Below are 25,597 nucleotides of genomic sequence, written 5' to 3'. Positions count from 1 at the left end.
TGTCACAAGCGAAAGTGTGAATCTTCGTATATAGGTTCATGTGTCATGTTGGAGTAGCATAGGATGTTGTGACGTTCCAGGGTTCCAAAGATTTTCAATATATTTTCCCTTATAGGCAAGTTACTGTATAAAACAAATTTAAAACCAAGAAATCTATATAGATTTCTTGATTACAAAATTGCTTTATGCGGGCCTATTTCAGGAAAATATATTGAACATTTTTTCCACCCAAGTCCTTGTCACAAGCGAAAGTTTGAATTTTCGTAGATAGGTTCATGACTCATGTTTGAGTAGCATATGCTGTTGTGACGTTCCAGGGTTCCAAAAATTTTCAATATATTTACCTTCGTAGGCAAGTTATTTTATAAAAAAGCTTAGTGATGATAAATTTATAAAATAGTTGCAATGATAATGTATTTTGAATATAATTGATATAGCTTGTGATTTCTCGCAAGACCCAATTAGAAAGGCGGTGAGAATTAGTGGCAAAAAGAGACTATTATGAAGTTTTAGGAACAGATAAAAATGTAGATGAAAAAGAATTAAAAAGAGCATATAGAAAACTTGCTATGAAATATCACCCGGATAAGAACCCAGGGGATAAGGAAGCAGAAGAAAAATTTAAAGAAATCAACGAAGCCTACGAAGTTCTTAGTGATAGTGAAAAAAAGGCTAGATACGATCAATTTGGCCATGCAGGTGTTGATGGTCAAGGTGGATTCGGATCAGGTGGATTCGGAGCAGGTGGATTTGACGATATATTTAGTGATATTTTTGACATGTTTGGAGGCGGGTTTTCTTCATCTAGAAGAAGAAACGGACCTAAAAAGGGTGCTGACTTAAGATACGAACTTAATATTACCTTTGAAGAAGCAGCCTTTGGAGCTAAAAAAGAAGTAAATATAAAGAGGCATGAAAGTTGTAAAAAATGTGGTGGTACAGGAGCAAAGGAAGGAACAGCTAAAAAGACATGTTCTACTTGTAATGGAACTGGAGAAGTTAGATATGCACAAAGGACACCTCTAGGCCAGTTTGTAAATGTAAAACCATGTGACCTATGTGGCGGAGAAGGTCATATAATAGAATCACCTTGTGATACTTGCCATGGAACTGGAAAAGAGCTTAAGAATAAGACTATACAAATAAATATACCAGAAGGTGTTGATAATGGTTCTGTCATATCTCTTAGGGGAGAAGGTGAGCCTGGTGAAAAGGGAGGCCCTTTTGGTGACTTATTTATTATACTTAGGGTTAAACCCCATGAACTATTTAAAAGAGAAGGCAATGATATAATTTGTGACGTACCTATAACATTTACTCAAGCAGCTTTGGGAGATGAATTAATCATTCCAACTTTAGACGGAAAGGTCAAGTATAAAATTCCTGAAGGAACTCAAAGTGGAACCATATTTAGGTTAAGAGGAAAGGGAATCCCTAACATGAGAGGTTATGGTAGGGGAGATCATTATGTTAAGATCATAGTGGAAGTTCCTAAGAAACTTAACTCTAAGCAAAGGGAAATGCTAATGAAGTTCTCAGACGTAATGGATGAGGATGTTCATGAACAAAGAAAAACTTTTTTTGATAAGGTAAAAGAGATATTTAAATAAAAATTAATAATTAAGATTTAAAAAGGAGGCAGTTTGGGTTTGAAACCTATTATCTTCCTCCTTTTTTTTTAACCCATAGGAGGTTAAAGGGAGTAAAAATATAACTTTTTAACGTTGTAAATAACCCTATATAGGGTATAATAACAGGTAAAGTAAAAGGTGCGGAGGTTTTTTATATGAAATGGATCGAAGTAAAAATAAAAACTACTACGGAGGCAGTTGAGGCAGTATCAAACATATTATATGAATCAGGTGTTACTGGAGTTGTAATAGAAGACCCAAATGATGTCTATTTAAAGTCTAAGTGTGAAAATGAATGGGATTATTTTGATGAGTCCATATTACTTACAGATTATGAAGGTGCCATAGTAAAAGGATATTTAGAAGAGGGTGAAGGTTTAATAGACATTGTGGAGCTCATAAAGCAAAATGTTGAAAAGATACCTACATATAATCTAGACAAGGGATTAGGAGAAGTAACTACAAGTGAAGTATATGAGGAAGACTGGGCTAATGGATGGAAAAAATATTATAAACCTAAAAAAATTGGACAAAAGGTGGTTGTAAAACCTACTTGGGAAGATTATGAGAAAAAGGATGAAGAAGTTATTATCGAATTAGACCCTGGAATGGCCTTTGGAACGGGAACCCATGAAACTACAATGATGTGCATACAAAACTTAGAAAGACATGTGGACGAAAATTCATTAGTATATGATATTGGTTGTGGTAGTGGTATTTTATCCATAGGAGCAGCTAAACTAGGAGCTAAGGAAGTTATAGCTGTAGATTTAGATCCAGTGGCAGTTGAGTCATCTAAAAGAAATGTGGAACTTAACCATGTGAAGGATAAAGTTACAGTTTTAGAGGGAAATTTAATGGAACTTATAGATGGAAAAGCACATGTGGTTGTGGCTAATATTATAGCAGATATAATAATTGGACTTTCAGACTATATAGGAAAGTTTATAAAGGATGATGGCGTATTTATTTCCTCGGGAATTATACTAGATAAAGTAGAAGAGGTAAAAGAAGCTCTAATGAGAAATAATTTAGAGATTATTAGGGTGGATAAACAGGGAGAATGGGCAGCCATAGTATCAAAAAAGTTTGGAGAGAAATAAAATGCATAGGTTCTTTGTAGAAAAACACAATATAGATAGGGAAAAGAAAAGTGTCCTCATAAATGAAGGGGAAGATGTGAAACATATTTCTAAAGTCCTTAGGCTAGATATAGGAGAAAAGATAGAAATATGTGATGGACATAATAAAGAATACATATGTGAAATAGAATATATGTCTAAAAAGGATATAAGGGTATCTATAATAGGGGAAAAGGAATCAAATAGGGAAGCAGATGTGATAATAGATCTATATCAGGGTCTTCCAAAGGCTACTAAGATGGATACTATAATACAAAAATGTACAGAATTAGGAATAAATAAAATAATTCCCATTTTGACTAAAAGATGTGTGGCACAAATAAAGGATAAAAAATCAGAAGAGAAAAAATTAGAAAGATGGGAAAAAATAGCTTTATCTGCAGCTAAACAATGTAAAAGAGGTAAAATACCTACAATAGGTAAATTACATAGATTAAATGAAGCAATAGATAAATTAAAGGAATATGATATTGCAGTAGTTGCCTATGAAGATGAAGAAACTCATGGCCTAAAGAATTTATTGAGAAACTCCAAATATGAAAAAATAGCCATAATCATAGGACCAGAAGGTGGATTTGAAAAAGAAGAAATAGACATAATAAAAAATAACCATGGAAAGTCTATTACTTTAGGACCTCGAATTTTAAGAACTGAGACAGCTGGTTTTACAGCTTTAAGTATAATAATGTATGAAATAGGCGATTTAGGAGGCAGATAAATGGGAAAAGTAGCCTTTTATACTCTAGGGTGCAAAGTTAATCAATATGAGACAGAAGCAATGACAGAATTATTTGAAAAAAATGGATATGATCTGGTGGAAAGTGAAGAAGTGGCAGATGTTTATGTAATAAATACGTGTACTGTTACTAATTTAGGGGATAGGAAATCGAGACAGTTTATAAGAAGATGTAAAAGAAAAAATCCAGATTCCATAGTGGCCGTAGTAGGATGTTACTCTCAAACTGCACCTGATGAAGTATCTAAGATAGAAGAAGTAGACGTGATTTTAGGAACTAGTGACAGAAATAAAATAGTAGAGTATGTTAAAAAGAAAGAAAAGCAAAAGGAAAAAATAAATGTAGTAACGGATATTATGGAAATTAAAGATTTTGAAGAAATGACTATTCATAATATAAAGGGAAAAACTAGGGCATTTTTAAAAATCCAAGAAGGTTGTAACCAATATTGTTCCTATTGTATAATTCCTTATGCAAGGGGTCCTATAAGAAGTAGAAAACTTGAAGATATTATTAAAGAAGTAAAAAGACTTGTGGAAAATGGATTTGACGAAGTGGTTCTCACAGGTATTCATGTGGCCTCCTATGGAAAGGATCTAGAGGAGGGAACCCTACTTGATGTAATTAAGGAAGTCAATAAGATTGAAGGATTAAAGAGAATTAGATTAAGTTCTATAGAACCTACCATAATGACTAAAGAATTTGTAAAGACTTTATCTGAACTAGATAAGGTTTGTGAACACTTCCATCTATCTTTACAAAGTGGTTGCGATGAAACTTTAAAGAGGATGAATAGGAAGTATACAACGAAGGAATACAGGGAAGTGGTGGATAGAATAAGAGGATATATGCCTAAAGTATCCATAACTACAGATATAATAGTAGGATTCCCAGGAGAGACGGATGAAGAATTTGAAAAAACTATAAAATTTGTAAAAGACATAAAGTTTAGTCAAATTCACGTTTTTAAATATTCTCCAAGAAAAGGAACTCCAGCTGCAAAGTTTGAAAATCAAGTGGATGGAATTATTAAGAACAAGAGAAGTGAAGAGTTGATTTCTATAGTGGAAAAATTAACTAAAGAATATAATAATAAGTTTATAGGACAAAATAAACATGTACTGTTTGAAACTAAATCAGCTGAAGAAGAAGGCTATTATGAAGGTTTAACAGAAAATTATATAAAGGTATTGTGTAAGTCTAATGAAGATATTTCTGGTAAAGTTTTAAATACAAAACTAGAAAAAATACATAATGAAATAGTATTTGGAAGTATTTTAAATAAATAGAAGGAAATTCCAACAATATGTGGAATACTTTATTTAATGTTTCATTTTGTTAAAGAAAAGGAGGTGAAACTCATGTCTGATTGTATATTTTGTAAAATAATTTCTAAGGAGATTCCTGCTAATTTAGTATATGAAGATGATCATGTAATAGCCTTTCATGATATTTCTCCTACTGCACCTGTTCATGTGCTAGTAGTACCTAAAGAGCATATAGAGTCCTTAAATCATATTAATCATGAAAAAAAGGAACTTATAGGGCATATTCACCTTTGTATAAAGGAAATTGCACAAGAGTTAGGCATAAGTGAAAGTGGATACAGAGTTGTTAACAATTGTGGCAAACTGGGGGGTCAAACAGTAGGTCATATTCACTTCCATTTATTAGGTGGAAGACAACTGGAATGGCCAGCTGGTTAAAATAGCTAAAAACTGTTGCATTAATTATAAATTTAATGTATAATAGCATAGTGTTGTGTAATCGTGGTTTAAAAACGTTGATTAATCAGCACAAGTATCTATCGGAGGGAGGGAGAAGTAGATGGCATCAGAAATCAAAATAGGAGAAAACGAAACTCTTGAGAATGCTCTTCGTAGATTCAAGCGTTCATGTGCTAAATCTGGAGTTCTTTCTGAAGTAAGAAAGAGAGAACATTATGAAAAGCCAAGTGTAAAGCGTAAAAAGAAAGCAGAGGCAGCAAGAAGAAAGAAAAAAAGATTTTAATTAAAAAAGGGGTGAATAATGTGACCCTAAAAGAAAAGTTAATGGCAGATCTAAAAGATGCTATGAAAAGTAAGGACAAGGTAAAAAAATCTGTAATTACTATGATTAGAGCTTCAATAAAACAATTTGAAGTTGATAATAGAGCTGAAATGACTGAACAGCAAATTTTAGAGATAATGTTTAAGCAAGTTAAGCAGAAAAGAGATGCAATTGTGGAATTTACTAAAGGAAATAGAGAAGACTTAGTAGACGAAGCAAAAGCAGAAATAGAAGTCATAATGAACTACTTACCAAAGCAATTAACTGAAGATGAAATTAGGGTATTAGTAAAGGAAGCTGTAGAAGCTGTCGGTGCTACTAGTCCTAAGGACATGGGAAAATTAATGGGGGCATTAATGCCAAAGGTTAAGGGCAAAGCTGATGGAAAAGTGGTAAATAATATCGTTAGAGAGTTCATATAAATCTTTTACGAAAAAACTTTTCATTATAGTAAGAAATGGCCTAATTATTAGGTCATTTTTTTGTTCTATTTTCCTTCCAAAAAATAGAAAAAGTGAGGGATACTATGAAACGTATTGTAAAGTTTCTAATAGTTCTATTAGTATATAGCTTGTTAACAAGTATGTCTTATGGGAATGACACTGGAAAGATTTATGTGATACCTATAAAAGGAGAAATAAATAAAGCTGTAACTACTCATATTAAAGCTAATATTGAAAGAGCTGAGAATGATGAAGATGCAGTTGCAATAATATTTGAAATTGATACACTCGGAGGTTTTATACAAGAGGCTGTTAAAATAAAAGATTACATATTAGAATCTAATTTACAAACTATAGCCTTTGTGAATAAAAAAGCTGAGTCGGCAGGGGTACTTCTCACCATATCCTGTGACAAAATAGTTATGGCAAAGGGTGCAACAATAGGTTCTGCAGAGACTATTCCCCATACGGAGAAAAACTTAAGTTATTGGAAGGGGGAATTAAGAGCCGTAGCCCAAATGAAAAATAGAGATCCAGAGTTGATAGAAGCCATGGCAGATAAGAGAAATGAGATTATAGATGAAAGTTCAGGGGATTATATAGTAAAAAAGGGAGAATTATTGAACTTAACTAGTAAGGAAGCTAAAGATGCAAAACTAATAGATGGAATAGGCTCCACTCACAAAGAGGTTTTAAACATAGCTAGTATAGATTATTCTTCCATAGAAGTGATAGGTGAAAATTTCACATTGAAAGTTGCTCAAGTGGTGAGTAATCCCTATGTGGCCACATTTTTAATATTAATTGGTTTTTTAGGAATAATAATAGAGATTATGACTCCTGGTTTTGGTATTGGAGGTCTTGTGGGGATTGTAGGATTTTTTACTTTTTTCTTTGGGAAAAATCTTTCTGGAGATTCAAGTGTTATAATCGTTAGTGTATTTGTCCTAGGGATTATACTATTTGCAATTGAAGTTGGAATACCTGGATTTGGAATCTTTGGTGTAAGTGGTATTATACTTATTATAACCAGTATAATATTATCTTTTAACTCCATCCTGGTGGGCGTATATGCTCTTTTAGTATCTTTAATATTATGTATAGTAGTAGGGGTATTTTTATTTAAATATGGACCTAAAAATAAATACTTAAATCATATAATATTAGATGAAAAGTTAAGTGTAAAAAATGAAAAAATAAATTTAGGATATGAAATACTTCTTCATGAAGTGGGAATAGCAATTACTAGTTTAAGGCCAGCAGGTAGTGTTAAAATTAATAATAATAGGTATGATGTAATAACAGAAGGAGATTTTGTTAAAGCTGGAGAAAAGATACAAGTGATAAAGGTAATTGGTAAAAAAATAATAGTTAAAAAGGTGGATGATTAGTATGACAGGACCATTAATATCATTTGGGATTATAGCTATCGTAGGTTTTTTAGTGTTGACATTTTTATTTAGTTTTATTCCAGTAGGCCTTTGGATAACAGCCTTTTTCTCAGGCGTTAGAATAGGACTATTTACTTTAATAGGTATGAGATTTAGAAGGGTAGCACCATCAAGAATTGTAAATCCACTTATTAAAGCTACTAAAGCTGGTATTGATTTAAGCACGGATAGTTTAGAAGCCCATTATTTAGCGGGTGGAAATGTAAATAGTGTGGTAGATGCACTTATTGCAGCTCACACGGCAGAGATAGTTTTAGAATTTGAAAGGGCGGCAGCAATTGATTTGGCTGGAAGGGATGTACTTGAAGCAGTTCGAATGTCCGTTAAGCCTAAGGTTATTGAAACGCCTAAAGTGGCAGCCGTAGCTAAGGATGGTATTGAAGTTATGGTAAAAGCTAGGGTCACAGTAAGGGCTAATATAGAAAGATTAGTTGGTGGAGCTGGAGAAGAAACTATCATAGCAAGAGTTGGAGAGGGTATTGTAACTACTGTGGGTAGTTCTTCATCCCATAAGGCAGTACTTGAAAATCCAGATAGTATATCTCAAACTGTATTAACAAAGGGCCTAGATGCAGGTTCTGCCTTTGAAATACTATCTATAGATATAGCTGATATTGACATTGGTAGAAATATAGGAGCACAACTTCAAACGGACCAAGCAGAGGCTGACAAGAGAATAGCACAGGCTAAGGCAGAGGAAAGACGTGCTATGGCCGTTGCTAATGAACAGGAAATGGTAGCTAGGGTACAAGAAATGAGAGCAAAAGTTGTGGAAGCCGAGGCTGAGGTGCCAAAGGCTATGGCTTATGCTTTAAAAGAAGGTAAAATAGGAGTTATGGACTATTACAATATGAAAAATGTAATGGCAGATACTGAAATGAGAAAATCTATTTCGTCAATAAGCAAAGACGAAGAATAGATATACATCTTTTGAGGATGTGATTTTATGAAGTTAATTATAATGATTATCATAGTGGCCATTGTGAATCTTTTCCAGAATTTTTTTAATAGGCCAAAGAAAAATCAAGTTAGTAAAAAAAATAAAAAAGTAAAAAACACTAAACACATAGATGAGAACATTAATGTGGAAGAAATGATAAAACCATATATGGATACTAGTGAAGAAGAGGATATAATTGAAGAAGTAAAGGAAGTAGTAGAAGATAAAACACATATTGAAAAGATAGAAGAACCTAGACTAGTAGAAGTGAAACCCCGTAGCAAGAGAATGGGAAAGAGTAAATCAAAACTAAATATGAACAGGAAAAATATTGCACAAGGTATAGTTTGGAATGAAATATTAAATAAACCAAAATCTTTAAGAAAATAAAAATATCACGAGTAATCTTACTCGTGATATTTTTATTTTCTTAAATTGTCCCATAGAACATTGTGTCATAGACAATAGAACAGATGCATAAAATTACTATATAAAAAGGGGGAGTTTCATGAAAAATAAAAATATGGAAATAAGAGAGAGCTTAGCAGAATTACTAGAGCTTCCCAAAGATATAATACTGGATCTTCCTAGAATAACCATGCTTGGTAATTTGCAGCTATACATAGAAAATCACAAGGGTATAATAGAATATACTAAAGTTAGGATAAGGGTTAAACTTAGGGAAGGTTCCTTAAGGGTTATAGGAAAAGACCTTACTATAAAGAATATAATGGAAGAAGAGATAGTAATATGTGGAGAACTTCATAGCATAGAGTTTATGAAATAGGGGGGGAGAGCTTTTGCTTGTTTTGAGATTATGGAATTACTTTAGAGGATATGTTTTAATAAAAATAGAAGGCTTATCCTTGGAAAAATTTATAAACTATGCTATTGCAAGGGGGATTTTTCTTTGGGATATAAGAAGGATAGACTACACTACCATGGAGGCTAAAGTTGGTCTTAGGGCATATAAAGAACTAAGACATGTTGTGAAAAAGGCAGGTTGCAGGGTAAAAATAAAAGTAAAGATAGGATATCCTTTTTTTATGTACAAAATTAAAAAGAGAAAAATTTTTATGGGAGGATTTATATTTTTTCTAATAAGTATTTTTATAATGACATCTTTCATATGGAGTATTGATGTTAAAGGCTGTGAGACCATAAACCCTTCTGAAATAAAGAACTATGTAAAAAACCATGGAGTGAAAATTGGTGAGTGGAAATATGATGTTAATAGGGAAGAATTAGAGAAAAAAATAATTATTGATTTTAATAAAATAGCATGGGTAGGTATGGAATTTAAGGGAACGAAAGCCTTAATTGAGATTGTGGAAAAGGTAGAGCCACCTCCTAAAATAAATAAACATATGCCATGTGATATAATAGCTAAAAAGGATGGAGTAATAAAAAGGGTAATAGCTAAAGAAGGTGACGCCTTAGTTAAAGAGGGAGATATAGTAAAAAAAGGTCAATGTCTAGTTACAGGAATTATAGCAAGAGAAGGTGTGGAAAATAGATATGTTCATGCCTTTGGTGAAGTAATGGCAAAAACCTATTATGAGGAAAGGGATGAAATTAGCTTAATAAATGTGGAAAAAATAAAAACAGGAGAGAAAAAAACTAAGAGAATAATAAAACTTGGAAATAGTCAAATTATATGGGGAGAAGAAAACATACCCTATAAAAATGTATTAATGGAAAGGAAACATAAAACTTTACCAAAGTGGAGGAATAGTAACTTTCCTGTAGAAGTTATAATAGAAGAGTATTATGAAGTTAATATTAGAAAAAATAAACTTAATAAGTCTAATGTGAAAAAGATGTTATTTGATAAAATGATGGTAAATGTATATGAAATAATACCCAAGGATGGAAAAATAATCAATAAAAACATTGTATTTACAGAGGAAAATAGTATAATTAAAGGCAAGTTGATAGTTGAGGTCTTAGAAAATATATCTATACAAAAACCTATTAGGAAAGAAGAAATAATAGAGGAAAAAAAAGACTTGGAAGAATAAACTTAAGGAGGATATAGACTTGGAAGAAAAGAGAATTGACATTAATGAATTCAATTATACAAATGAATTGTTTGGTAATTTTGATGAGAATATAAAGTTTATTGAGGAAAGGTTTAATGTAAATATAGTTTCAAGACAGGGAGAAGTAGTTATTATAGGAGAAAAGGAATCTACTAAAAAAGTAGAAAAGATAATATTAAAATTTATGAAACTATTAGAGGCCAAGGAAAATTTAGACGAACAAAAGATAAAATATACCATAGAATTATTTGAAAAGGGAGACGAAAATAAAATAGATGAGTTAGTGGATGATGTGGTTTGTATTACATCTAAAGGAAAGAAAATAAAACCAAAGACTGTAGGTCAAAAGAAATATACACAGGCTATTAGGGAACATGATGTGGTATTTGGAATAGGTCCTGCAGGAACGGGAAAAACCTATTTGGCCATGGCCATGGCTGTGAATGCATTTAAAAATAAGGAAGTAAATAAGATAATATTAACTAGGCCTGCTGTGGAAGCTGGAGAGAGTTTAGGTTTTTTACCAGGTGATTTACAAGAAAAGGTAGATCCTTATCTAAGACCCTTATATGATGCCTTATATGATATTTTAGGAGGAGACACTTTCATAAAATATAAGGAAAGGGGAATGATAGAAGTTGCTCCCTTAGCTTATATGAGAGGAAGAACTCTAGATAATTCTTTTATAATATTAGATGAAGCACAAAATACTACAAAGGAACAGATGAAGATGTTCTTAACTAGACTTGGATTTGGTTCTAAGGCCATTGTGACAGGAGATATAACTCAAATTGATCTACCAAGGGGAAAGGCATCTGGATTAAATCAAGTGGTAAAAATTTTAAAGGACGTAAAGGGCGTATCATTTCAATTCTTAGGAGAAGCTGATGTGGTTAGACACGCTTTAGTCCAAAGGATAATAAAAGCCTATGAAAAATATGAAAATACTAAAGAGGAAATTTAGGAGGCAAAGGTATGACCTTCATAAAACATATGAAAAAAGCTATGGAAAATAGTTTTTTTATAAGGATACTAAAGAATAAAAATATGGCCTACTTTTTTATAACTTTTATTTTTATAGGAAGTATGTTTTTTAGCATAATATCTGAATTTACTCCCAATGAGTATGATTTAAAAGCAGGAAATAAGGCTCCAGCAGATATAAAAGCTCCTAGGGACGTGGAAGATAAGAGTGCCACACAAAGGCTAATACAAAGGGAAATAGCTTCTGTTGAAAATATTGAGAAGTTTTATCCTACCATTCAAATTGACGTTAAGAAAAATATAGAAAAGTTTTTTAATAACCTATATCAAATAAGGGCAGAAGAAATACTTGATTATGAAAAAATAGGATTATTAAAGAGTAAAAATAAATTTTTATTAGATGATGAAGATTTAGAGATTTTAGTTAATGGAGATGTAACTGAATTAAAAAATGTGGAGAGCTATGTATATGAAATTGTATCTCAGATAATGTCAAGTGGTATTAGGCCCCATGAACTTGAAAATAAGAAACAGGAAATAGAAGAATATTTTAAGGGATTAGAGGATTTTTCTAATGATACGAAAAGTATTGGAACTAAGATTGTAAATAATTCTATTAAGGCAAATAGATTTGTAGATGTGGAAACTACAAAGGAGAAAATTGAAGAGGCAAGAAATAGTGTAGAAAAGGTAATGATAAAAAGGGGAAGTATTATTGTGGGGGAAGGTGAAATAATAACACCAGACCATATAAGTGTATTGAAAGACTTAGGGGTACTAAAAGAAGATAACAAAAGGGATATGTTCCTATATTTAGGAGCTTTAGGAGTTATCTTAATGACATTCCTAACTATAATATTATACATATATTTTTTCAATAGACCCTTACTTCAATCTCCAAGAAAGCTATATTTATTAATAATACTTTATGTATTTGTATTTTATATAAGTAAGAGTTTATTTTACCTATCACCATATATTGGTCCTGTGGCGGCCTTTACATGTTTAGTAGGTATACTCATAGAACCAAAACTAGCTTTAGTTATAAGTATATCTATGACTATCATGCTATCCATATCTAAAGGTTATAATGTGGAGTTTATATATACTAATATAATGGCATCTATAGTGGCCACATGTGGTATAAAAAAAGCTAGTCAAAGAAGTACTATTTTCCTAACTGGATTGATGATAAGCTTTAGTAATATAATAATACTAACTTCAATTGGCCTTATAAACCATTATGATTTTTCATTAGTTTTTTCCAATGTGTTCAATGGCCTTTTAAACGGTATATTTTGTGCTGTAATTACTATAGGATCATTACCCCTTTGGGAATGGGCTTTTAAGATATTAACCCCTTTTAAATTATTAGAACTTTCTAATCCTAATAATAAATTATTAAAGAGGTTACTACTAGAAGCTCCAGGGACCTATCATCACAGTATAATTGTGGGAAATTTAAGTGAAAATGCTGCCCAGTCCATAGGTGCTAATAGTTTGCTGGCTAGAGTTGGAGCCTATTATCATGATATAGGGAAATTAAGAAGACCCTATTTATTTAAGGAAAATCAACTGACTTCTGAAAATCCCCATGATAAATTAAAACCTATACGAAGTGTGAATGTTATAACTAGTCACATAAAGGATGGGGTTGATTTTGCTAAGGAAGAAGAATTACCTCAGGAGATAGTAGATATAATATTTCAACATCATGGAACTACTTTAGTAAAATTCTTTTACTTTAAAGCAACTCAAAATTCTAAAAAAACTATAAATGAATCAGACTATAGATATAAGGGTGAAAAACCTAAGAGTAAGGAAGCGGCAGTAGTAATGCTTGCCGATTCTGTTGAAGCTGCCGTAAGAAGTATAAAAGAACCTACAGAAGAAAAAATAAGAGATTTGATTGACAAGATTGTAAAAGATAAATTAAATGATAGTCAATTTGATGAATGTAATATGACCCTAAAGGATTTAAAGATGATTTCAGAATCCTTTATGACCATACTTATGGGCATATTTCATGAGAGAATAGAATACCCAGATATGGACAAGGATAAGAAGGAGGACTAACTTTAATGAATGTAATAATTGATGATAGACAAGAGAAAATAAAATATGATGAAAACATGGAAAATTTAATAGTACAAGCTGTAAAAGAATCTTTAAAAGAAGAAAGTGTAAGTGAAGAAGTAGAAGTGAGCATTACCTTTGTGGACAATGAATCCATAAGAGAATTGAATAGGGAATATAGAAATAAGGATAGTGAAACGGATGTATTATCATTTCCACAGTATGATAGTATGGATGAAATAAATATGGGCATGTGCCTAGGAGATATAGTAATATCCTTAGAAAAGGCAGAAGAACAAAGAATCTTATATAATCATTCCTTTGAAAGGGAAGTATTGTTTTTAACAGTACATAGTATGTTTCATTTAATGGGATATGACCATGATACAGAGGAAAATACAAAGGAAATGAGAATGAAAGAAGAAAAAGTATTGTCCCATATGGGTATATTAAGAAATTAATGGAGATGGATAATGAAGGTAAGAAAACTAATAGATAGTTTTAATTATGCAATAGATGGCATATTTTATAGTATTAAAACTCAGCGAAATATGAAGATACATATGATAATGGCCATATTAGTCATAGTGGGAAGTATGTTTTTTGATTTGACAAAATGGGATTTGGCATTGGTTTTATTCTCCATATTTTTGGTCATAATAACAGAAATGATAAACACTTCCATAGAAGTGACTATTGACTTAATAACAAGGGAATATCATCCACTAGCTAAAATAGCTAAAAATGTTGCAGCAGGTGGTGTATTACTGGCTGCACTTAATAGTGTATTGGTAGCATATATTGTATTTTATGACAAGTTCATACCCATAGCAGAAATTCTATTTAATAAAATTAGAAAGACTAGCCTACATATTAGTTTTTTGAGCTTTCTTATAGTTATAATATCTGTTATAATAATAAAGCTACAAAAGGGCATAGGAACCCCTCTAAAGGGTGGTATGCCTAGTGGACATACGGCAGTGGCTTTTTCCATTTTAACCTCAATAATATTCATATCCAGTAATATATATGTTATAATCCTTGGATTAATATTAGCCCTATTAGTAGGGCAAAGTAGAATAGAGGGGAAAATTCATACTTGGTTTCAAGTTTTCATAGGGGGAATATTAGGTGTGGGAATCACATTATTATTCTTTTACTTTCTAGGAAATGGTAGTTTCCCTCCTTTGTAGATAGGGGATTCTATAGAAAATAAATAGTAAAGAGTATGTTTATATTATATAATATATTAAGGGGGGAAGTAATAAAATCATTACTTCCCCTTTGTGACCACATTAAAGTACAGATTTAAGAAGTTTTTACTGGAGGTAACTTTAATAATGAAGAATAATAAAATGCAGATAAAAGATGCTAGAAATATTTTCTTTACAGGATTAATAGTGTTAATACCTATAGCAGCTACTTTTTTTACTATTGTGTGGCTATTTAATGTGGTAGATTCCTTTTTTAGGGATCCCATTGAGAAGATACTAGGATTTAAAATTGTGGGAATAGGAGTAATACTAACTTTAGTCATAGTATTTTGGACAGGTCTATTTGCTACTAATTATTTGGGAAGGAAAATAATCCATTGTTTAGAAAAAACCATATGCAAGGTACCCTTAGTGAGCATGATATATTCTTCTATTAAGCAGATTATAAATACTGTTTTAACAGAAAAGAATAATAATTTTAAAAGTGCAGTGGCCATAGAATACCCATCTAAAGGTATTTATACTATAGGCTTTTTAACAGCTGATGCACCTAGAGTTATAACGGATATAACAAATGAAAAAATGAAAAGTATATTTGTACCTACTACACCCAATCCCACTTCTGGAATGTTTGTAATGATTGGAGAAAAGGATATAGTATATTTAGGTTTAAGTGTAGACGCAGCAATTAAGTTAATCGTATCAGGAGGAATAATAACTCCAGATATTATTCAGGATGAAAAGAGAGATACATAAGAAAGGATGAGGGGGACATGAAAAAATTTGTAATTTTAACTATTATTATGAGCACTCTTGCTTTTAGTGGGTGTTCTAAAGAAGAAAAGGTTGTAGAAACCCTAAAGGAAAAGGACCCTATAGTAGAAGTTAAAAAAGAGGAGATAAAGAAGGAAGAGCCAGTGATAGAAGTAATAGAAGAAAAAAATCTATCTCCAATTAGTCATATGGAATGTGAAGAGAATCAAGTTAATAATAGACCCTTTGCTGTAATGCTAGATAATCAGGTTCAAGCTAGACCTCAGGCAGGCCTTGATGGAGCTGAAATAGTATATGAAATTCTAGCAGAGGGGAATATTACTAGATATATGGCCATATTTGCAACCAAATCGCCAAAATTAATAGGACCTGTAAGAAGTGCAAGGCCATATTTTATAGATAAGGCTCTAGAATATGATGCCCTATATGTCCATGATGGAGGAAGTCCTCAAGCTTTAGATGATATAATAAGATTAAAAATGGCAGATATAAGTGCTCAATCAAGGGGAAAAAATACATTTTGGAGAAAATCTCATAAGAAGAGACCTCATAATGAATATACTAGTGCAGATGCCATCAGAAAGGCAGCTAATGTAAGTAATTATAAAAAAACTGTGAATATAGATATGTGGAAGTATTATGATAAGGATACATCTATTGAAGGTAATGAATTAAAGAATATAGATATACCATACTCAAAGAACTACAAGGTTACATTTAAATATGATGAAAATACTAAGTTATATGATAGACATATAAATAACAAACCCCATTTAGATGAAATATCTAAGGTAGAGCTAAGTGCTAAAAATATAATAGTTCAAAGGGCTTCTAAGAAAGTTTTAGACAGTGCAGGAAGATTAAAAATAGGTTTAGTAGGAACGGGTGACGGTATATATATAACAAATGGTGAAATGAAGGAAGTAACATGGAAAAAGGATTCAAGAAGATCTATTACAAGATTTTTCTATAAAAATGGAGAAGAAGTTAAACTAAATCCAGGTGTGACTTGGGTTGAGGTTATACCAAAATCTTTGAATTACACACAATATTAAACTAGGAGGACATACTATGACAAATGAAGAATTAATGGAAAAAGCAATTGGAGCAAAGGAATTCTCCCATTCACCTTATTCAAACTTTAGAGTAGGGGCAGCCCTTTTAACTAAGAGTGGTAAGGCATATACTGGTTGTAATGTGGAATGTGCATCTTATGGAGGCACAAATTGTGCTGAAAGAACGGCCATATTCAAAGCAGTATCAGAAGGGCACAAGGATATTGAAAAGATAGCCATAACGAGTGATTTAGATGACTATACCTTCCCGTGTGGAATTTGTAGACAGGTAATAGTTGAATTTGGGTTAGACATTGAGATAATATTAAGTAATAAGGATGGAAAAATAAAAACCTTTTCAATGGGGGAGTTACTACCTCATAGCTTCACAGAGAAGGACTTGAAAAAATAAATACGAAGGATGGATAAGATGAAGTTTAAATCAGGATTTGTAACAATAATAGGTAGACCTAATGTGGGAAAATCCACATTGATGAATAATATGATCGGTGAAAAGATTGCCATCATGTCAGATAAACCTCAGACTACTAGAAATAGGATACAAACCATACACACGGAGAGGGATTTTCAAATCATATTTTTAGATACACCTGGTATGCATAAGCCTAAAAATAAATTAGGTGAATACATGCAAAAGACAGCAGTCACTACACTAAACGAAGTGGATGTGGTCCTATTAGTGGTAGATGATACTACAGATATGGGGCCAGGAGACCAATATATAATAGATACTATTAAAAATATTAAAACTAATGTAATATTGGTAATAAACAAGGTTGATAAAATTCCGCCAGAAAAATTTGAAAAGATATACAATATGTATAAAAAATTAGGAATTTTTAAGGAGATAATAGGTATTTCTGCATTAAATGATAAAAATGTTAGAATGTTATTAAATACTATAGTTGAAAATCTTCCAGAAGGACCGCAATATTTTCCGGAAGATATGATAACAGACCAGCCAGAAAAAATAATAGTAAGTGAGATCATAAGAGAAAAATTATTACACTATTTACATGAAGAAGTTCCCCATGGTGTGGCTGTGGAAGTATTAAAAATGAGAAAGAGAAAAGAAAAGGATATAGTGGATATTAGTGCTACTATTTATTGTGAGAAAAAATCACACAAGGGAATAATAATAGGGAAAAACGGAAGGAAATTAAAGGGTGTAGGAAAAAGTGCCCGTGAAGATATAGAGAGACTTTTAGGTTCTAAAGTGTTTTTAGAACTGTGGGTTAAGATAAAGGAAGACTGGAGAGATCAACAAAATATGCTAAACTATCTAGGATATAAGTAATAGGCATATTATTTAATTAAAAGAAAAAAATTCAATGAATATTCGTCCCTAAATATAAAAAAAATAATAAATGAAGTAAAGTATTTTAAATTTACTTTTCATAGTAAGGGAAAATCTTTAGATTTTTCTTTACTATAGATTTCGTATTTATAAACAAGCTTTATGTGTGCCTATTTCAGAAAAATATATTGAAAAAAATTTCCCTTATAGGCAAGTTACTGTATAAAGAAATCTTGGTGTTACGAAATCTATAATAGTTTTTTGCTTTTCATATAAGTCTGTGGAAATGTAATTTCCTAAAAACAAATTGAAAGGGGCATAAGGTAATGTTAGATAGTGTATTTTGGCATGTATTTCTAAACACGGGAGATTTAAATAGTTATCTGGCCTATAAAGACTTAGAAGAAAGTATAATAATTAGGGATGAAGAAAAAATAACAGAAGAAGAGTACTAAAAATTTGAGGTGGGGGAATGCTTTTTAAAACCGAAGCAATTGTCTTAAGAAAAAAAGTGTTTGGAGAAAATGAAGCTTTACTAACTATTTTTTCTAAGAAAATTGGGAAAGTACAATCTGTTGCAAGAGGATTTAAAAAAACTAAAGGAAAGGGATCTTCAAATATTCAGGCATTTACATATGGAGAATTCCTACTTTATAAGGGCAAAAATCTATATCAAATTTCTCAAGTAGATTTTAAAAAATCATTTCATAAAATCCATGAGGATGTAATTAAATTAAGTTATGGCTCATATATTTTAGAATTAACAGAGAGTAGTATAAGTGAAGGTGAAAATAATCCTAAACTTTTTAATTTATTAATTGATTTTTTGGATATACTAGGAAATAAGAAGGTGGATGTGGAAACTCTAGTAAAGGCCTATGAAGCTAAACTCATGCTTTATGCAGGCTATATGCCTGTTTTAACTGAGTGTGTATCCTGTGGGAATCCTAATGATTCCTCATATAAGTTTAGTTCTAGAGAAGGTGGCATTTTATGTAGGAAGTGTCTCAAAAAGGATTCTTATTCAATGAACATATCAAGTTTATCCATCAATGTGATGAGATATTTGATACAAAGTCCTTTAGAAAAGATTATAAAATTAAAAATTCAAGATGATGCTAAAAAAGAGTTAGATAAGATTATTAAGAATTACATACTAACCCATTTGGGGAAAAGTACTTTTAATAGTCTAGAATTTCTTGAATCTATAAAATCTTTAAAAATTTAAATAAGGTGGTGTTAGAATGGAGATAAACTTAGAAAAGGTGGATGCAGTAAGGGACAGAACAGGAGTTAGTTACAAGGAAGCTAAAGAGGCACTAGAAATGTGTAATGGTGATGTGATAGATACTATAATTCACATTGAAGAGAAAAATGGTGGTACTTGGGGAAATAACCTATCTGATAAGGGAAATGAAGTTATGGATAAGGTTAAAGAACTACTTAAAAAGGGAAATGTAACTAGGATTCAATTAAAAAGAAATCATGAGATAGTTATGAATATTCCCATAACAGCTGGAGCCATAGGAGCAATCATTTCTCCTCCTATAGCAGTATTAGGTCTAGCTACAGCTCTAGTTTCTAAATGTAGAGTTGAGATAGTTAAAGATGATGGGGAAGTAATAGATGTTAATGAGATGACCAAGGAATCCATTGACAATGTGGTAGATAAGGTAAATGAATATAAGGACAAATTTGAGCCTAATGGATCTTCTCAACCTGAAAAAAAAGAAGAAAGTGAATTTAATAAAGAAGATGAAAATAAGTAACTTTACATTTTGTGGGGTATATGTTAAAATCTATTAAAGTAATAGGTAAAGCCGTGATGAAGAAGAGTAGTCAAGTACTGTTATAAAAGAGAGTTGGTGATGGTGGAAAGCCGACATGACACCTTGATGAAGGGAGCTTCTGAGCTACTAATGAAAAGAGGATGCATAGAATTATGTATCAATAAGGGTGGAACCGCGGAAGTAACTCTTTCGTCCCTTCTTTAGGGATGAGAGAGTTTTTTTATTTGTAAAATTATGAATAATTTAAAGGAGGAATTCATATGGCTATGGAAAAGACTATGGAAAAAATAGTTGCTTTAAGTAAAAATAGAGGTTTTGTATTCCCAGGGTCAGAAATATATGGCGGATTGGCAAATACTTGGGATTATGGTCCATTAGGTGTGGAATTAAAGAATAATGTAAAAAAAGCATGGTGGAAGAAATTTATTCAAGAATCTCCTTATAATGTAGGTTTAGATGCGGCGATTTTAATGAATCCACAAGCTTGGGTTGCATCAGGCCATGTGGGTGGATTTAGTGATCCACTACTTGACTGTAAAGATTGTAATTCAAGATTTAGAGCAGATAAACTAATTGAAGATTTTATGGCACAAAAGGGAGACGAAGCTGTAGTTGATGGCTGGTCTAATGAGGCTATGGAAAAATATATTCATGAAAATGAAATTAAGTGCCCTGAGTGTGGAAAGTTAGACTATACTTCTATTAGACAATTTAACCTAATGTTTAAAACTCATCAAGGGGTTACAGATGATTCTAAGTCAGAAATATACTTAAGACCTGAAACGGCTCAAGGTATATTTGTAAACTTTAAAAATGTGGCTAGAACTAGTAGAAAGAAGATGCCATTTGGAATAGGACAAATAGGTAAATCCTTTAGAAATGAAATTACACCAGGTAACTTTACTTTCAGAACTAGAGAGTTTGAACAAATGGAGCTTGAATTCTTCTGCAAACCAGGGGAAGATTTAAAGTGGTTTAACTACTGGAGAAATTATTGTAAAGATTGGTTATTAAATTTAAATATAAGTGAAGATAGTATCAGATTAAGAGATCATGATGAGGATGAATTATCTCATTATAGTAATGCTACTACTGATATAGAATTTAAATTCCCATTTGGATGGGGTGAACTTTGGGGAATAGCAGATAGAACTGATTTTGACTTAAAACAACATATTGATCATTCTGGTGTGGATTTAGTCTATCATGATCCTACAACTAACGAAAAATATGTTCCTTATTGTATAGAACCATCCTTAGGTGCAGACCGTGTTACACTTGCATTTTTAACACAAGCCTATGAAGAGGAGGAATTAGAAGATGGAAAGACAAGAACTGTTCTTAAATTCCATCCAGCATTAGCTCCATTTAAGGCAGCCGTATTACCACTTGCTAAGAAGTTAGGTGAAGAGGCTGAGAAGGTATATACCATGTTAGCTTCTAAGTATATGGTAGATTATGATGTGACAGGAAGTATTGGTAAGAGATACAGAAGACAAGATGAAATAGGAACACCCCTTTGCATAACCTTTGATTTTGATTCCTTAGAAGATAAGTCAGTAACAATTAGAGATAGGGATACTATGGAACAAGTAAGAATAAAGATAGATGAGTTAGATAAATACATTGAAGATAAAATTAAATTTTAATTAATTAGTATGGCAGAAATAATATTTCTGTCATATTTTTTGTATTTTTTAAAAAAATATGAAAAAAGGGTGGAAATAGCATGAAAAATTTGCTAGAATTCTATATGTAGGGTAACATAAATAATAAAAAGTATAACACATTAAGGGGTGGTAAAAATCGGACTATCAAGTAGACAAGAAAAGATAATAAATATAGTTAAAGAAAACCAGCCTATAACTAGTGAAAATATAGGAAAGATTTTAAATGTAACAAGGGCCACATTAAGGCCGGATTTGGCTATTTTAACTATGACTGGTATTTTAGATGCAAGACCAAAGGTTGGATATTTTTACTCTGGCCAAAATAGTGCTAGTATGAAGTTAGATTATATAAAAAATATTAGGGTGAAGGACATAATGTCTATTCCCATATTGGTAGATGAAAAGGACAGTGTATATGAAGGTGTAACAAAATTATTCTTAGAAGATGTGGGAACCATATTTGTAATATCAAAGGGCCATTTAGTTGGAGTGGCTTCTAGAAAAGACTTTTTAAGGGCAATAATAGGTGGAATAGATATGCATAAGGTGCCTATAAACTTCATCATGACTAGAATGCCTAATATAATAACCGTATCCCAAGAAGAAAGTGCCATAATGGTTGCTATGAAATTAATAGAACATGAAGTAGATAGCATGCCTGTGGTGGACACAATAAAAGACGGAGACAAAGAATATTTAAAAGTAGTAGGACGAATATCTAAAACTAACATAACTAGGTTATTTGCAGAATTAAAAAGTAACAAGGAGGACTAAAGATGGAAGAAAATTTATCAGTATACATACTATCTGATTCTATTGGGGAAACGGGGGAACAGGTACTTAGAGCAGCCATAAGCCAATTTGAGTGCAAAAACTTTCAAATAAAAAGATTTCCATACATTTCTGATGAAGAACACATAATGGACATTATAAATGAAGCAAAGGAAGAAAGAAGTATAATCGTATTTACCATGGTAGTACCAGAACTTAGGAATTTAATAATTAGTGAGGCTAAAAAAAATAATATAGAAACTGTAGATATAATGACACCCCTTATGGATCCATTAAAGAAAGTTCTGAATCAAAAACCTAAATATGAATCTGGACTTATAAGAAAGTTAGACGAAAAATATTTCAAAAAAGTAGAGGCCATTGAATTTGCAGTTAAATATGATGATGGAAAGGATCCTCGTGGATTAAAAAAGGCTGACATTGTATTAGTGGGAATATCAAGGACTTCAAAGACTCCCCTTAGCATGTACTTAGCTCATAAGAACATAAAGGTTGCTAATGTGCCATTAGTACCAGAAGTTCCTGTTACAGAAGAGATTTTTAAGGTTGATCCTAAAAAGATAATAGGCCTAACTACAAACCCAATAAAATTAAATGAAATAAGACAAGAGCGTTTAAAGGCACTAGGATTAGGCAGTGAAGCAAATTACGCTAGTATGGATAGGATACTAAAAGAATTAGATTATGCCGAGTCCCTAATGAAAAGATTAGGATGCCCAATTATAGATGTATCTAACAAGGCAGTAGAAGAAAGTGCAAACATAATTTTGAATATAATAAGAACAGTTAATAAATAATAAAATGAGAATATAAAAATTACTAGGGGGATTAGTTAAATGAACAAATTTGTATACTCTTTCACAGAAGGAAATAAATCTATGAAAAACTTATTAGGTGGAAAAGGGGCCAATTTGGCTGAAATGAGAAAAATTGGCTTACCTGTGCCCCATGGATTTACTGTAACTACAGAAACTTGTAATAAGTATTATGAAGACGGAAAGAAGATAGAGGATAATATAGTTGCTGAAATATTAGAACATGTGGTTAAAATCGAAGAAGAAACTGGAAAAATCCTTGGATCAAAGGAAAATCCACTGTTAGTATCGGTAAGATCAGGGGCAGCCATATCCATGCCAGGAATGATGGATACCATATTAAATTTAGGACTAAATGACGAAACTGTGAAAGTTTTATTTGAAAAAACTAATAATAAGTCTTTTGCCTATGATTGTTATAAAAGATTTATCCAAATGTTTTCTGATGTAGTATTGGGAATTGAAAAATATAAATTTGATTCTATAAGTGGCAGTGGGGATGAAATAGAGCTTATTATTGAAAAATATAAAAAATTAGTAAAAAAGGAAACTAAAAAGGAGTTTCCTCAAGATCCTAAGGAACAATTAATGATGGCTATAAGGGCAGTTTTTGATTCATGGAACAATCAAAGGGCTATAATTTATAGAAGGATTAATAATATACCTGATAAAATAGGAACAGCAGTAAATGTACAAGCTATGGTATTTGGAAATATGGGAGAAACTTCAGGAACTGGTGTGGCATTTACAAGAAATCCTTCCACAGGGGAAAAGGTATTATTTGGAGAATTCTTAACTAATGCTCAAGGTGAAGATGTGGTGGCAGGAATAAGAACTCCTAAGGACATATCACAACTTAAGGATCTTATGCCTAAATTATATGAAGAGTTTGTTGGTGTTACAAAATTATTAGAGGATCACTACAAAGATATGCAAGACATTGAATTTACCTTTGAGGATAGAAAATTGTATTTATTACAAACTAGAACGGGAAAAAGAACTGCAAAGGCTGCCATAAAAATAGCTGCAGATTTAGTTGAAGAAAATGTAATAAATAAAGAAGAAGCACTTTTAAGAATAGAGATAGACAAATTAGATCAACTTCTTCATCCTACTTTTAAGGAAGAATCCTTAAACAATGGTACTAAAATGGCTAAAGGAATTGGAGCATCTCCAGGAGCTGCAAGTGGAAGAGTATATTTTAGTGCAGAAGATGTGGTTAGAGAAGCTGAAAAGGGAGAAAAGACTATTTTAGTTAGACAAGAAACTTCTCCAGAGGATATTGAAGGAATGATAAAAGCACAAGGAGTATTAACAGTTCATGGAGGAATGACATCCCATGCGGCTGTTGTAGCCAGAGGTATGGGAAAATGTTGTGTAGTAGGATGTGGAGAATTAACTATTAATGAAAAGGCTAAAACTTTAACAGCTAATCATATAGAGGTAAAAGAAGGGGAATATATATCAATAGATGGAACTAGTGGTGTTGTGTATAAGGGTCTTGTAGAAACAGAAGCTACAAAATTATCTGATGATTTTGAGACAATCATGAATTGGGCAGATGAGATTAAGAGATTAGGAATCAGGGCTAATGCCGATAATGAACGTGATGCAAAAGTAGCAATAGAATTAGGAGCTAAGGGAATTGGCCTTTGTAGAACAGAGCATATGTTCTTTGATGAGGAAAGAATAAATACGGTAAGACATATGATCATAGCAGAAAATCTTGAGGAAAGAAAAGAAGCTCTAGATAAGTTATTGCCATTCCAAAGAAAAGATTTTGTAGAAATATTTAATGTGATGAAACAGTTCCCTGTAACTGTAAGGTTATTAGATCCACCACTTCACGAATTCTTACCCCATGGACATGAGGAGATTAAAAATCTTGCACATATATTAGGATATGATTATGAAATGTTAAAAGAGAGAGTAGACAGTTTAAAGGAATTTAACCCTATGTTAGGACATAGAGGTTGTAGGCTTGCAATCACTTATCCTGAAATATACGTAATGCAAGTAAGGGCCATTATGGAAGCTGCTATAGAAGTTAGTAAATGCAGTGGATTTACAGTAAATCCAGAAATCATGGTACCTTTAGTTGGAGATGTGACTGAACTTAAGATTATAAAAGATTTAGCAATAAAAGAAATTGAAAAAGTCTTTGAAGAAGAGGCCATGAATATAGAATATAAAATTGGTACTATGATTGAGGTGCCAAGGGCTGCCCTTACTTCAGATGAAATTGCAGAGGAAGCAGACTTTTTCTCCTATGGAACTAATGATTTAACTCAAACTACTCTGGCTTTTTCTAGGGACGATTCAGGTAAGTTTATAAGCGAATATAGAAATAAAAATATATTTGAGAAGGATCCGTTTGAAGTATTAGATACAAAGGGTGTAGGCAAATTAATAGAAATGTCTTCAAACTTAGCCAGGAATACAAAGAAACATATTAAACTAGGGGTTTGTGGAGAACATGGAGGAGATCCACAATCTATAGAGTTTATAAATAAACTAGATATAGATTATGTATCTTGCTCACCATATAGAATACCAAAGGCAAGACTTGCAGCAGCAGTAGCTGTAATAAAAGAAAAAAATAGATAATATACCTAATATTATAAAGGACATGGCTAAAGAGGATTTTTAGTCATGTCCCTTTTATTTTGTTAGA

27 protein-coding genes and 1 other annotated feature are annotated in these 25,597 nt (G+C 31.9%); all 27 genes read left to right on the top strand.

The window, feature by feature from the left end; all coding sequences use genetic code 11:
- Positions 1–482: 482 nt before the first annotated feature.
- The 27 genes from dnaJ (at position 483) to ppdK (ending at position 25,530) form a co-directional block, all read left to right on the top strand.
- Positions 483–1,610 carry a molecular chaperone DnaJ gene (dnaJ, locus tag N4A57_RS10105; RefSeq protein ID WP_293657869.1) on the top strand — a complete coding sequence of 376 codons (1,128 nt, stop codon included), beginning with the start codon at positions 483–485 and terminating at the stop codon, positions 1,608–1,610.
- Positions 1,611–1,786: 176 nt separating this feature from the next.
- On the top strand, positions 1,787–2,734 hold the full coding sequence (gene prmA / locus N4A57_RS10100) for a 50S ribosomal protein L11 methyltransferase (protein WP_293657868.1): 948 nt from the start codon (positions 1,787–1,789) through the stop codon (positions 2,732–2,734).
- Entirely contained in the window at positions 2,721–3,491 is a 771-nt protein-coding gene (locus tag N4A57_RS10095) for a 16S rRNA (uracil(1498)-N(3))-methyltransferase (RefSeq protein ID WP_330671499.1), read from the top strand. The genes prmA and N4A57_RS10095 overlap by 14 nt, the downstream gene beginning before the upstream one ends.
- Positions 3,492–4,799: a tRNA (N(6)-L-threonylcarbamoyladenosine(37)-C(2))-methylthiotransferase MtaB gene (mtaB, locus tag N4A57_RS10090; protein WP_293657867.1), complete on the top strand. Its 1,308-nt coding sequence runs from the start codon at positions 3,492–3,494 to the stop codon at positions 4,797–4,799.
- 72 nt (positions 4,800–4,871) lie between these two features.
- A complete protein-coding gene (locus N4A57_RS10085) occupies positions 4,872–5,216 on the top strand; it encodes a histidine triad nucleotide-binding protein (RefSeq protein ID WP_293657866.1) in 345 nt (114 codons plus the stop codon).
- Between the two features lie 121 nt (positions 5,217–5,337).
- A complete protein-coding gene (rpsU, locus tag N4A57_RS10080) occupies positions 5,338–5,520 on the top strand; it encodes a 30S ribosomal protein S21 (protein WP_293657865.1) in 183 nt (60 codons plus the stop codon).
- Between the two features lie 20 nt (positions 5,521–5,540).
- Positions 5,541–5,981, top strand: a complete 441-nt coding sequence (locus N4A57_RS10075; RefSeq protein WP_293657864.1) for a GatB/YqeY domain-containing protein — start codon at positions 5,541–5,543, stop codon at positions 5,979–5,981.
- Between the two features lie 104 nt (positions 5,982–6,085).
- A complete protein-coding gene (locus tag N4A57_RS10070) occupies positions 6,086–7,393 on the top strand; it encodes an NfeD family protein (RefSeq protein WP_293657863.1) in 1,308 nt (435 codons plus the stop codon).
- 1 nt (position 7,394) lies between these two features.
- On the top strand, positions 7,395–8,372 hold the full coding sequence (gene floA / locus N4A57_RS10065; RefSeq protein ID WP_293657862.1) for a flotillin-like protein FloA: 978 nt from the start codon (positions 7,395–7,397) through the stop codon (positions 8,370–8,372).
- A gap of 27 nt (positions 8,373–8,399) precedes the next feature.
- Entirely contained in the window at positions 8,400–8,783 is a 384-nt protein-coding gene (locus tag N4A57_RS10060; RefSeq protein ID WP_293657861.1) for a hypothetical protein, read from the top strand.
- A 118-nt stretch (positions 8,784–8,901) separates the two neighbouring features.
- Positions 8,902–9,180, top strand: a complete 279-nt coding sequence (gene yqfC / locus N4A57_RS10055) for a sporulation protein YqfC (RefSeq protein ID WP_293657860.1) — start codon at positions 8,902–8,904, stop codon at positions 9,178–9,180.
- A 13-nt stretch (positions 9,181–9,193) separates the two neighbouring features.
- Positions 9,194–10,414: a sporulation protein YqfD gene (yqfD, locus tag N4A57_RS10050; protein WP_293657859.1), complete on the top strand. Its 1,221-nt coding sequence runs from the start codon at positions 9,194–9,196 to the stop codon at positions 10,412–10,414.
- Positions 10,415–10,433: 19 nt separating this feature from the next.
- The gene (locus tag N4A57_RS10045) at positions 10,434–11,399 is read left to right on the top strand and encodes a PhoH family protein (RefSeq protein ID WP_293657858.1); all 966 of its coding nucleotides are present in this window, start codon (positions 10,434–10,436) and stop codon (positions 11,397–11,399) included.
- 11 nt (positions 11,400–11,410) lie between these two features.
- A complete protein-coding gene (locus N4A57_RS10040) occupies positions 11,411–13,495 on the top strand; it encodes an HD family phosphohydrolase (protein ID WP_293657857.1) in 2,085 nt (694 codons plus the stop codon).
- A 5-nt stretch (positions 13,496–13,500) separates the two neighbouring features.
- Positions 13,501–13,956, top strand: coding sequence for an rRNA maturation RNase YbeY (gene ybeY / locus N4A57_RS10035; protein ID WP_293657856.1), 456 nt, complete (start codon positions 13,501–13,503; stop codon positions 13,954–13,956).
- A gap of 12 nt (positions 13,957–13,968) precedes the next feature.
- A complete protein-coding gene (locus tag N4A57_RS10030) occupies positions 13,969–14,688 on the top strand; it encodes a diacylglycerol kinase (RefSeq protein ID WP_293657855.1) in 720 nt (239 codons plus the stop codon).
- 147 nt (positions 14,689–14,835) lie between these two features.
- Complete coding sequence (locus tag N4A57_RS10025; protein WP_293657854.1) at positions 14,836–15,465, top strand: DUF502 domain-containing protein; 630 nt, start codon at positions 14,836–14,838, stop codon at positions 15,463–15,465.
- 17 nt (positions 15,466–15,482) lie between these two features.
- Positions 15,483–16,538 (top strand): DUF3048 domain-containing protein, encoded by a 1,056-nt coding sequence (locus tag N4A57_RS10020; RefSeq protein WP_293657853.1) that lies wholly within the window; start codon positions 15,483–15,485, stop codon positions 16,536–16,538.
- Between the two features lie 16 nt (positions 16,539–16,554).
- Entirely contained in the window at positions 16,555–16,950 is a 396-nt protein-coding gene (locus N4A57_RS10015; protein WP_293657852.1) for a cytidine deaminase, read from the top strand.
- A gap of 18 nt (positions 16,951–16,968) precedes the next feature.
- Positions 16,969–17,856 (top strand): GTPase Era, encoded by an 888-nt coding sequence (gene era / locus N4A57_RS10010; protein ID WP_293657851.1) that lies wholly within the window; start codon positions 16,969–16,971, stop codon positions 17,854–17,856.
- A 326-nt stretch (positions 17,857–18,182) separates the two neighbouring features.
- Positions 18,183–18,311, top strand: a complete 129-nt coding sequence (locus tag N4A57_RS10005) for a YqzL family protein (RefSeq protein WP_293657850.1) — start codon at positions 18,183–18,185, stop codon at positions 18,309–18,311.
- A gap of 17 nt (positions 18,312–18,328) precedes the next feature.
- A complete protein-coding gene (gene recO, locus N4A57_RS10000) occupies positions 18,329–19,084 on the top strand; it encodes a DNA repair protein RecO (protein WP_293657849.1) in 756 nt (251 codons plus the stop codon).
- Positions 19,085–19,100: 16 nt separating this feature from the next.
- Positions 19,101–19,625, top strand: a complete 525-nt coding sequence (locus N4A57_RS09995) for a DUF4342 domain-containing protein (protein ID WP_293657848.1) — start codon at positions 19,101–19,103, stop codon at positions 19,623–19,625.
- 44 nt (positions 19,626–19,669) lie between these two features.
- Positions 19,670–19,846 (top strand) — a binding site (T-box leader).
- 60 nt (positions 19,847–19,906) lie between these two features.
- Positions 19,907–21,295, top strand: a complete 1,389-nt coding sequence (locus N4A57_RS09990) for a glycine--tRNA ligase (RefSeq protein WP_293657847.1) — start codon at positions 19,907–19,909, stop codon at positions 21,293–21,295.
- Between the two features lie 147 nt (positions 21,296–21,442).
- Positions 21,443–22,090, top strand: a complete 648-nt coding sequence (locus N4A57_RS09985; RefSeq protein WP_293657846.1) for a helix-turn-helix transcriptional regulator — start codon at positions 21,443–21,445, stop codon at positions 22,088–22,090.
- Positions 22,091–22,092: 2 nt separating this feature from the next.
- Positions 22,093–22,905 carry a pyruvate, water dikinase regulatory protein gene (locus N4A57_RS09980; RefSeq protein WP_293657845.1) on the top strand — a complete coding sequence of 271 codons (813 nt, stop codon included), beginning with the start codon at positions 22,093–22,095 and terminating at the stop codon, positions 22,903–22,905.
- A gap of 39 nt (positions 22,906–22,944) precedes the next feature.
- Entirely contained in the window at positions 22,945–25,530 is a 2,586-nt protein-coding gene (gene ppdK, locus N4A57_RS09975) for a pyruvate, phosphate dikinase (RefSeq protein ID WP_293657844.1), read from the top strand.
- Positions 25,531–25,597: the final 67 nt, after the last annotated feature.

The organism is Anaeromicrobium sp., from assembly GCF_025210435.1.
Classification (GTDB): Bacteria; Bacillota; Clostridia; order Peptostreptococcales; family Thermotaleaceae; genus Anaeromicrobium.
Note: the sequence above shows the minus strand (reverse complement) of the source record. Positions and strands in the feature narration are given on the sequence as shown.

Bases quoted from the DNA above. Each gene is read 5' to 3' on its own strand.
- N4A57_RS10060 (WP_293657861.1), top strand. From the start codon at position 8,400: ATGAAGTTAATTATAATGATTATCATAGTGGCCATTGTGAATCTTTTC.
- recO (WP_293657849.1), top strand. From the start codon at position 18,329: ATGCTTTTTAAAACCGAAGCAATTGTCTTAAGAAAAAAAGTGTTTGGA.
- ybeY (WP_293657856.1), top strand. From the start codon at position 13,501: ATGAATGTAATAATTGATGATAGACAAGAGAAAATAAAATATGATGAA.
- prmA (WP_293657868.1), top strand. From the start codon at position 1,787: ATGAAATGGATCGAAGTAAAAATAAAAACTACTACGGAGGCAGTTGAG.
- mtaB (WP_293657867.1), top strand. From the start codon at position 3,492: ATGGGAAAAGTAGCCTTTTATACTCTAGGGTGCAAAGTTAATCAATAT.
- N4A57_RS09980 (WP_293657845.1), top strand. From the start codon at position 22,093: ATGGAAGAAAATTTATCAGTATACATACTATCTGATTCTATTGGGGAA.
- ppdK (WP_293657844.1), top strand. From the start codon at position 22,945: ATGAACAAATTTGTATACTCTTTCACAGAAGGAAATAAATCTATGAAA.
- N4A57_RS10030 (WP_293657855.1), top strand. From the start codon at position 13,969: ATGAAGGTAAGAAAACTAATAGATAGTTTTAATTATGCAATAGATGGC.
- N4A57_RS10070 (WP_293657863.1), top strand. From the start codon at position 6,086: ATGAAACGTATTGTAAAGTTTCTAATAGTTCTATTAGTATATAGCTTG.
- N4A57_RS09990 (WP_293657847.1), top strand. From the start codon at position 19,907: ATGGCTATGGAAAAGACTATGGAAAAAATAGTTGCTTTAAGTAAAAAT.
- N4A57_RS10040 (WP_293657857.1), top strand. From the start codon at position 11,411: ATGACCTTCATAAAACATATGAAAAAAGCTATGGAAAATAGTTTTTTT.
- N4A57_RS10025 (WP_293657854.1), top strand. From the start codon at position 14,836: ATGAAGAATAATAAAATGCAGATAAAAGATGCTAGAAATATTTTCTTT.
- N4A57_RS10005 (WP_293657850.1), top strand. From the start codon at position 18,183: ATGTTAGATAGTGTATTTTGGCATGTATTTCTAAACACGGGAGATTTA.
- rpsU (WP_293657865.1), top strand. From the start codon at position 5,338: ATGGCATCAGAAATCAAAATAGGAGAAAACGAAACTCTTGAGAATGCT.
- era (WP_293657851.1), top strand. From the start codon at position 16,969: ATGAAGTTTAAATCAGGATTTGTAACAATAATAGGTAGACCTAATGTG.
- N4A57_RS10015 (WP_293657852.1), top strand. From the start codon at position 16,555: ATGACAAATGAAGAATTAATGGAAAAAGCAATTGGAGCAAAGGAATTC.
- floA (WP_293657862.1), top strand. From the start codon at position 7,395: ATGACAGGACCATTAATATCATTTGGGATTATAGCTATCGTAGGTTTT.
- N4A57_RS09995 (WP_293657848.1), top strand. From the start codon at position 19,101: ATGGAGATAAACTTAGAAAAGGTGGATGCAGTAAGGGACAGAACAGGA.
- N4A57_RS10085 (WP_293657866.1), top strand. From the start codon at position 4,872: ATGTCTGATTGTATATTTTGTAAAATAATTTCTAAGGAGATTCCTGCT.
- N4A57_RS10020 (WP_293657853.1), top strand. From the start codon at position 15,483: ATGAAAAAATTTGTAATTTTAACTATTATTATGAGCACTCTTGCTTTT.
- yqfC (WP_293657860.1), top strand. From the start codon at position 8,902: ATGAAAAATAAAAATATGGAAATAAGAGAGAGCTTAGCAGAATTACTA.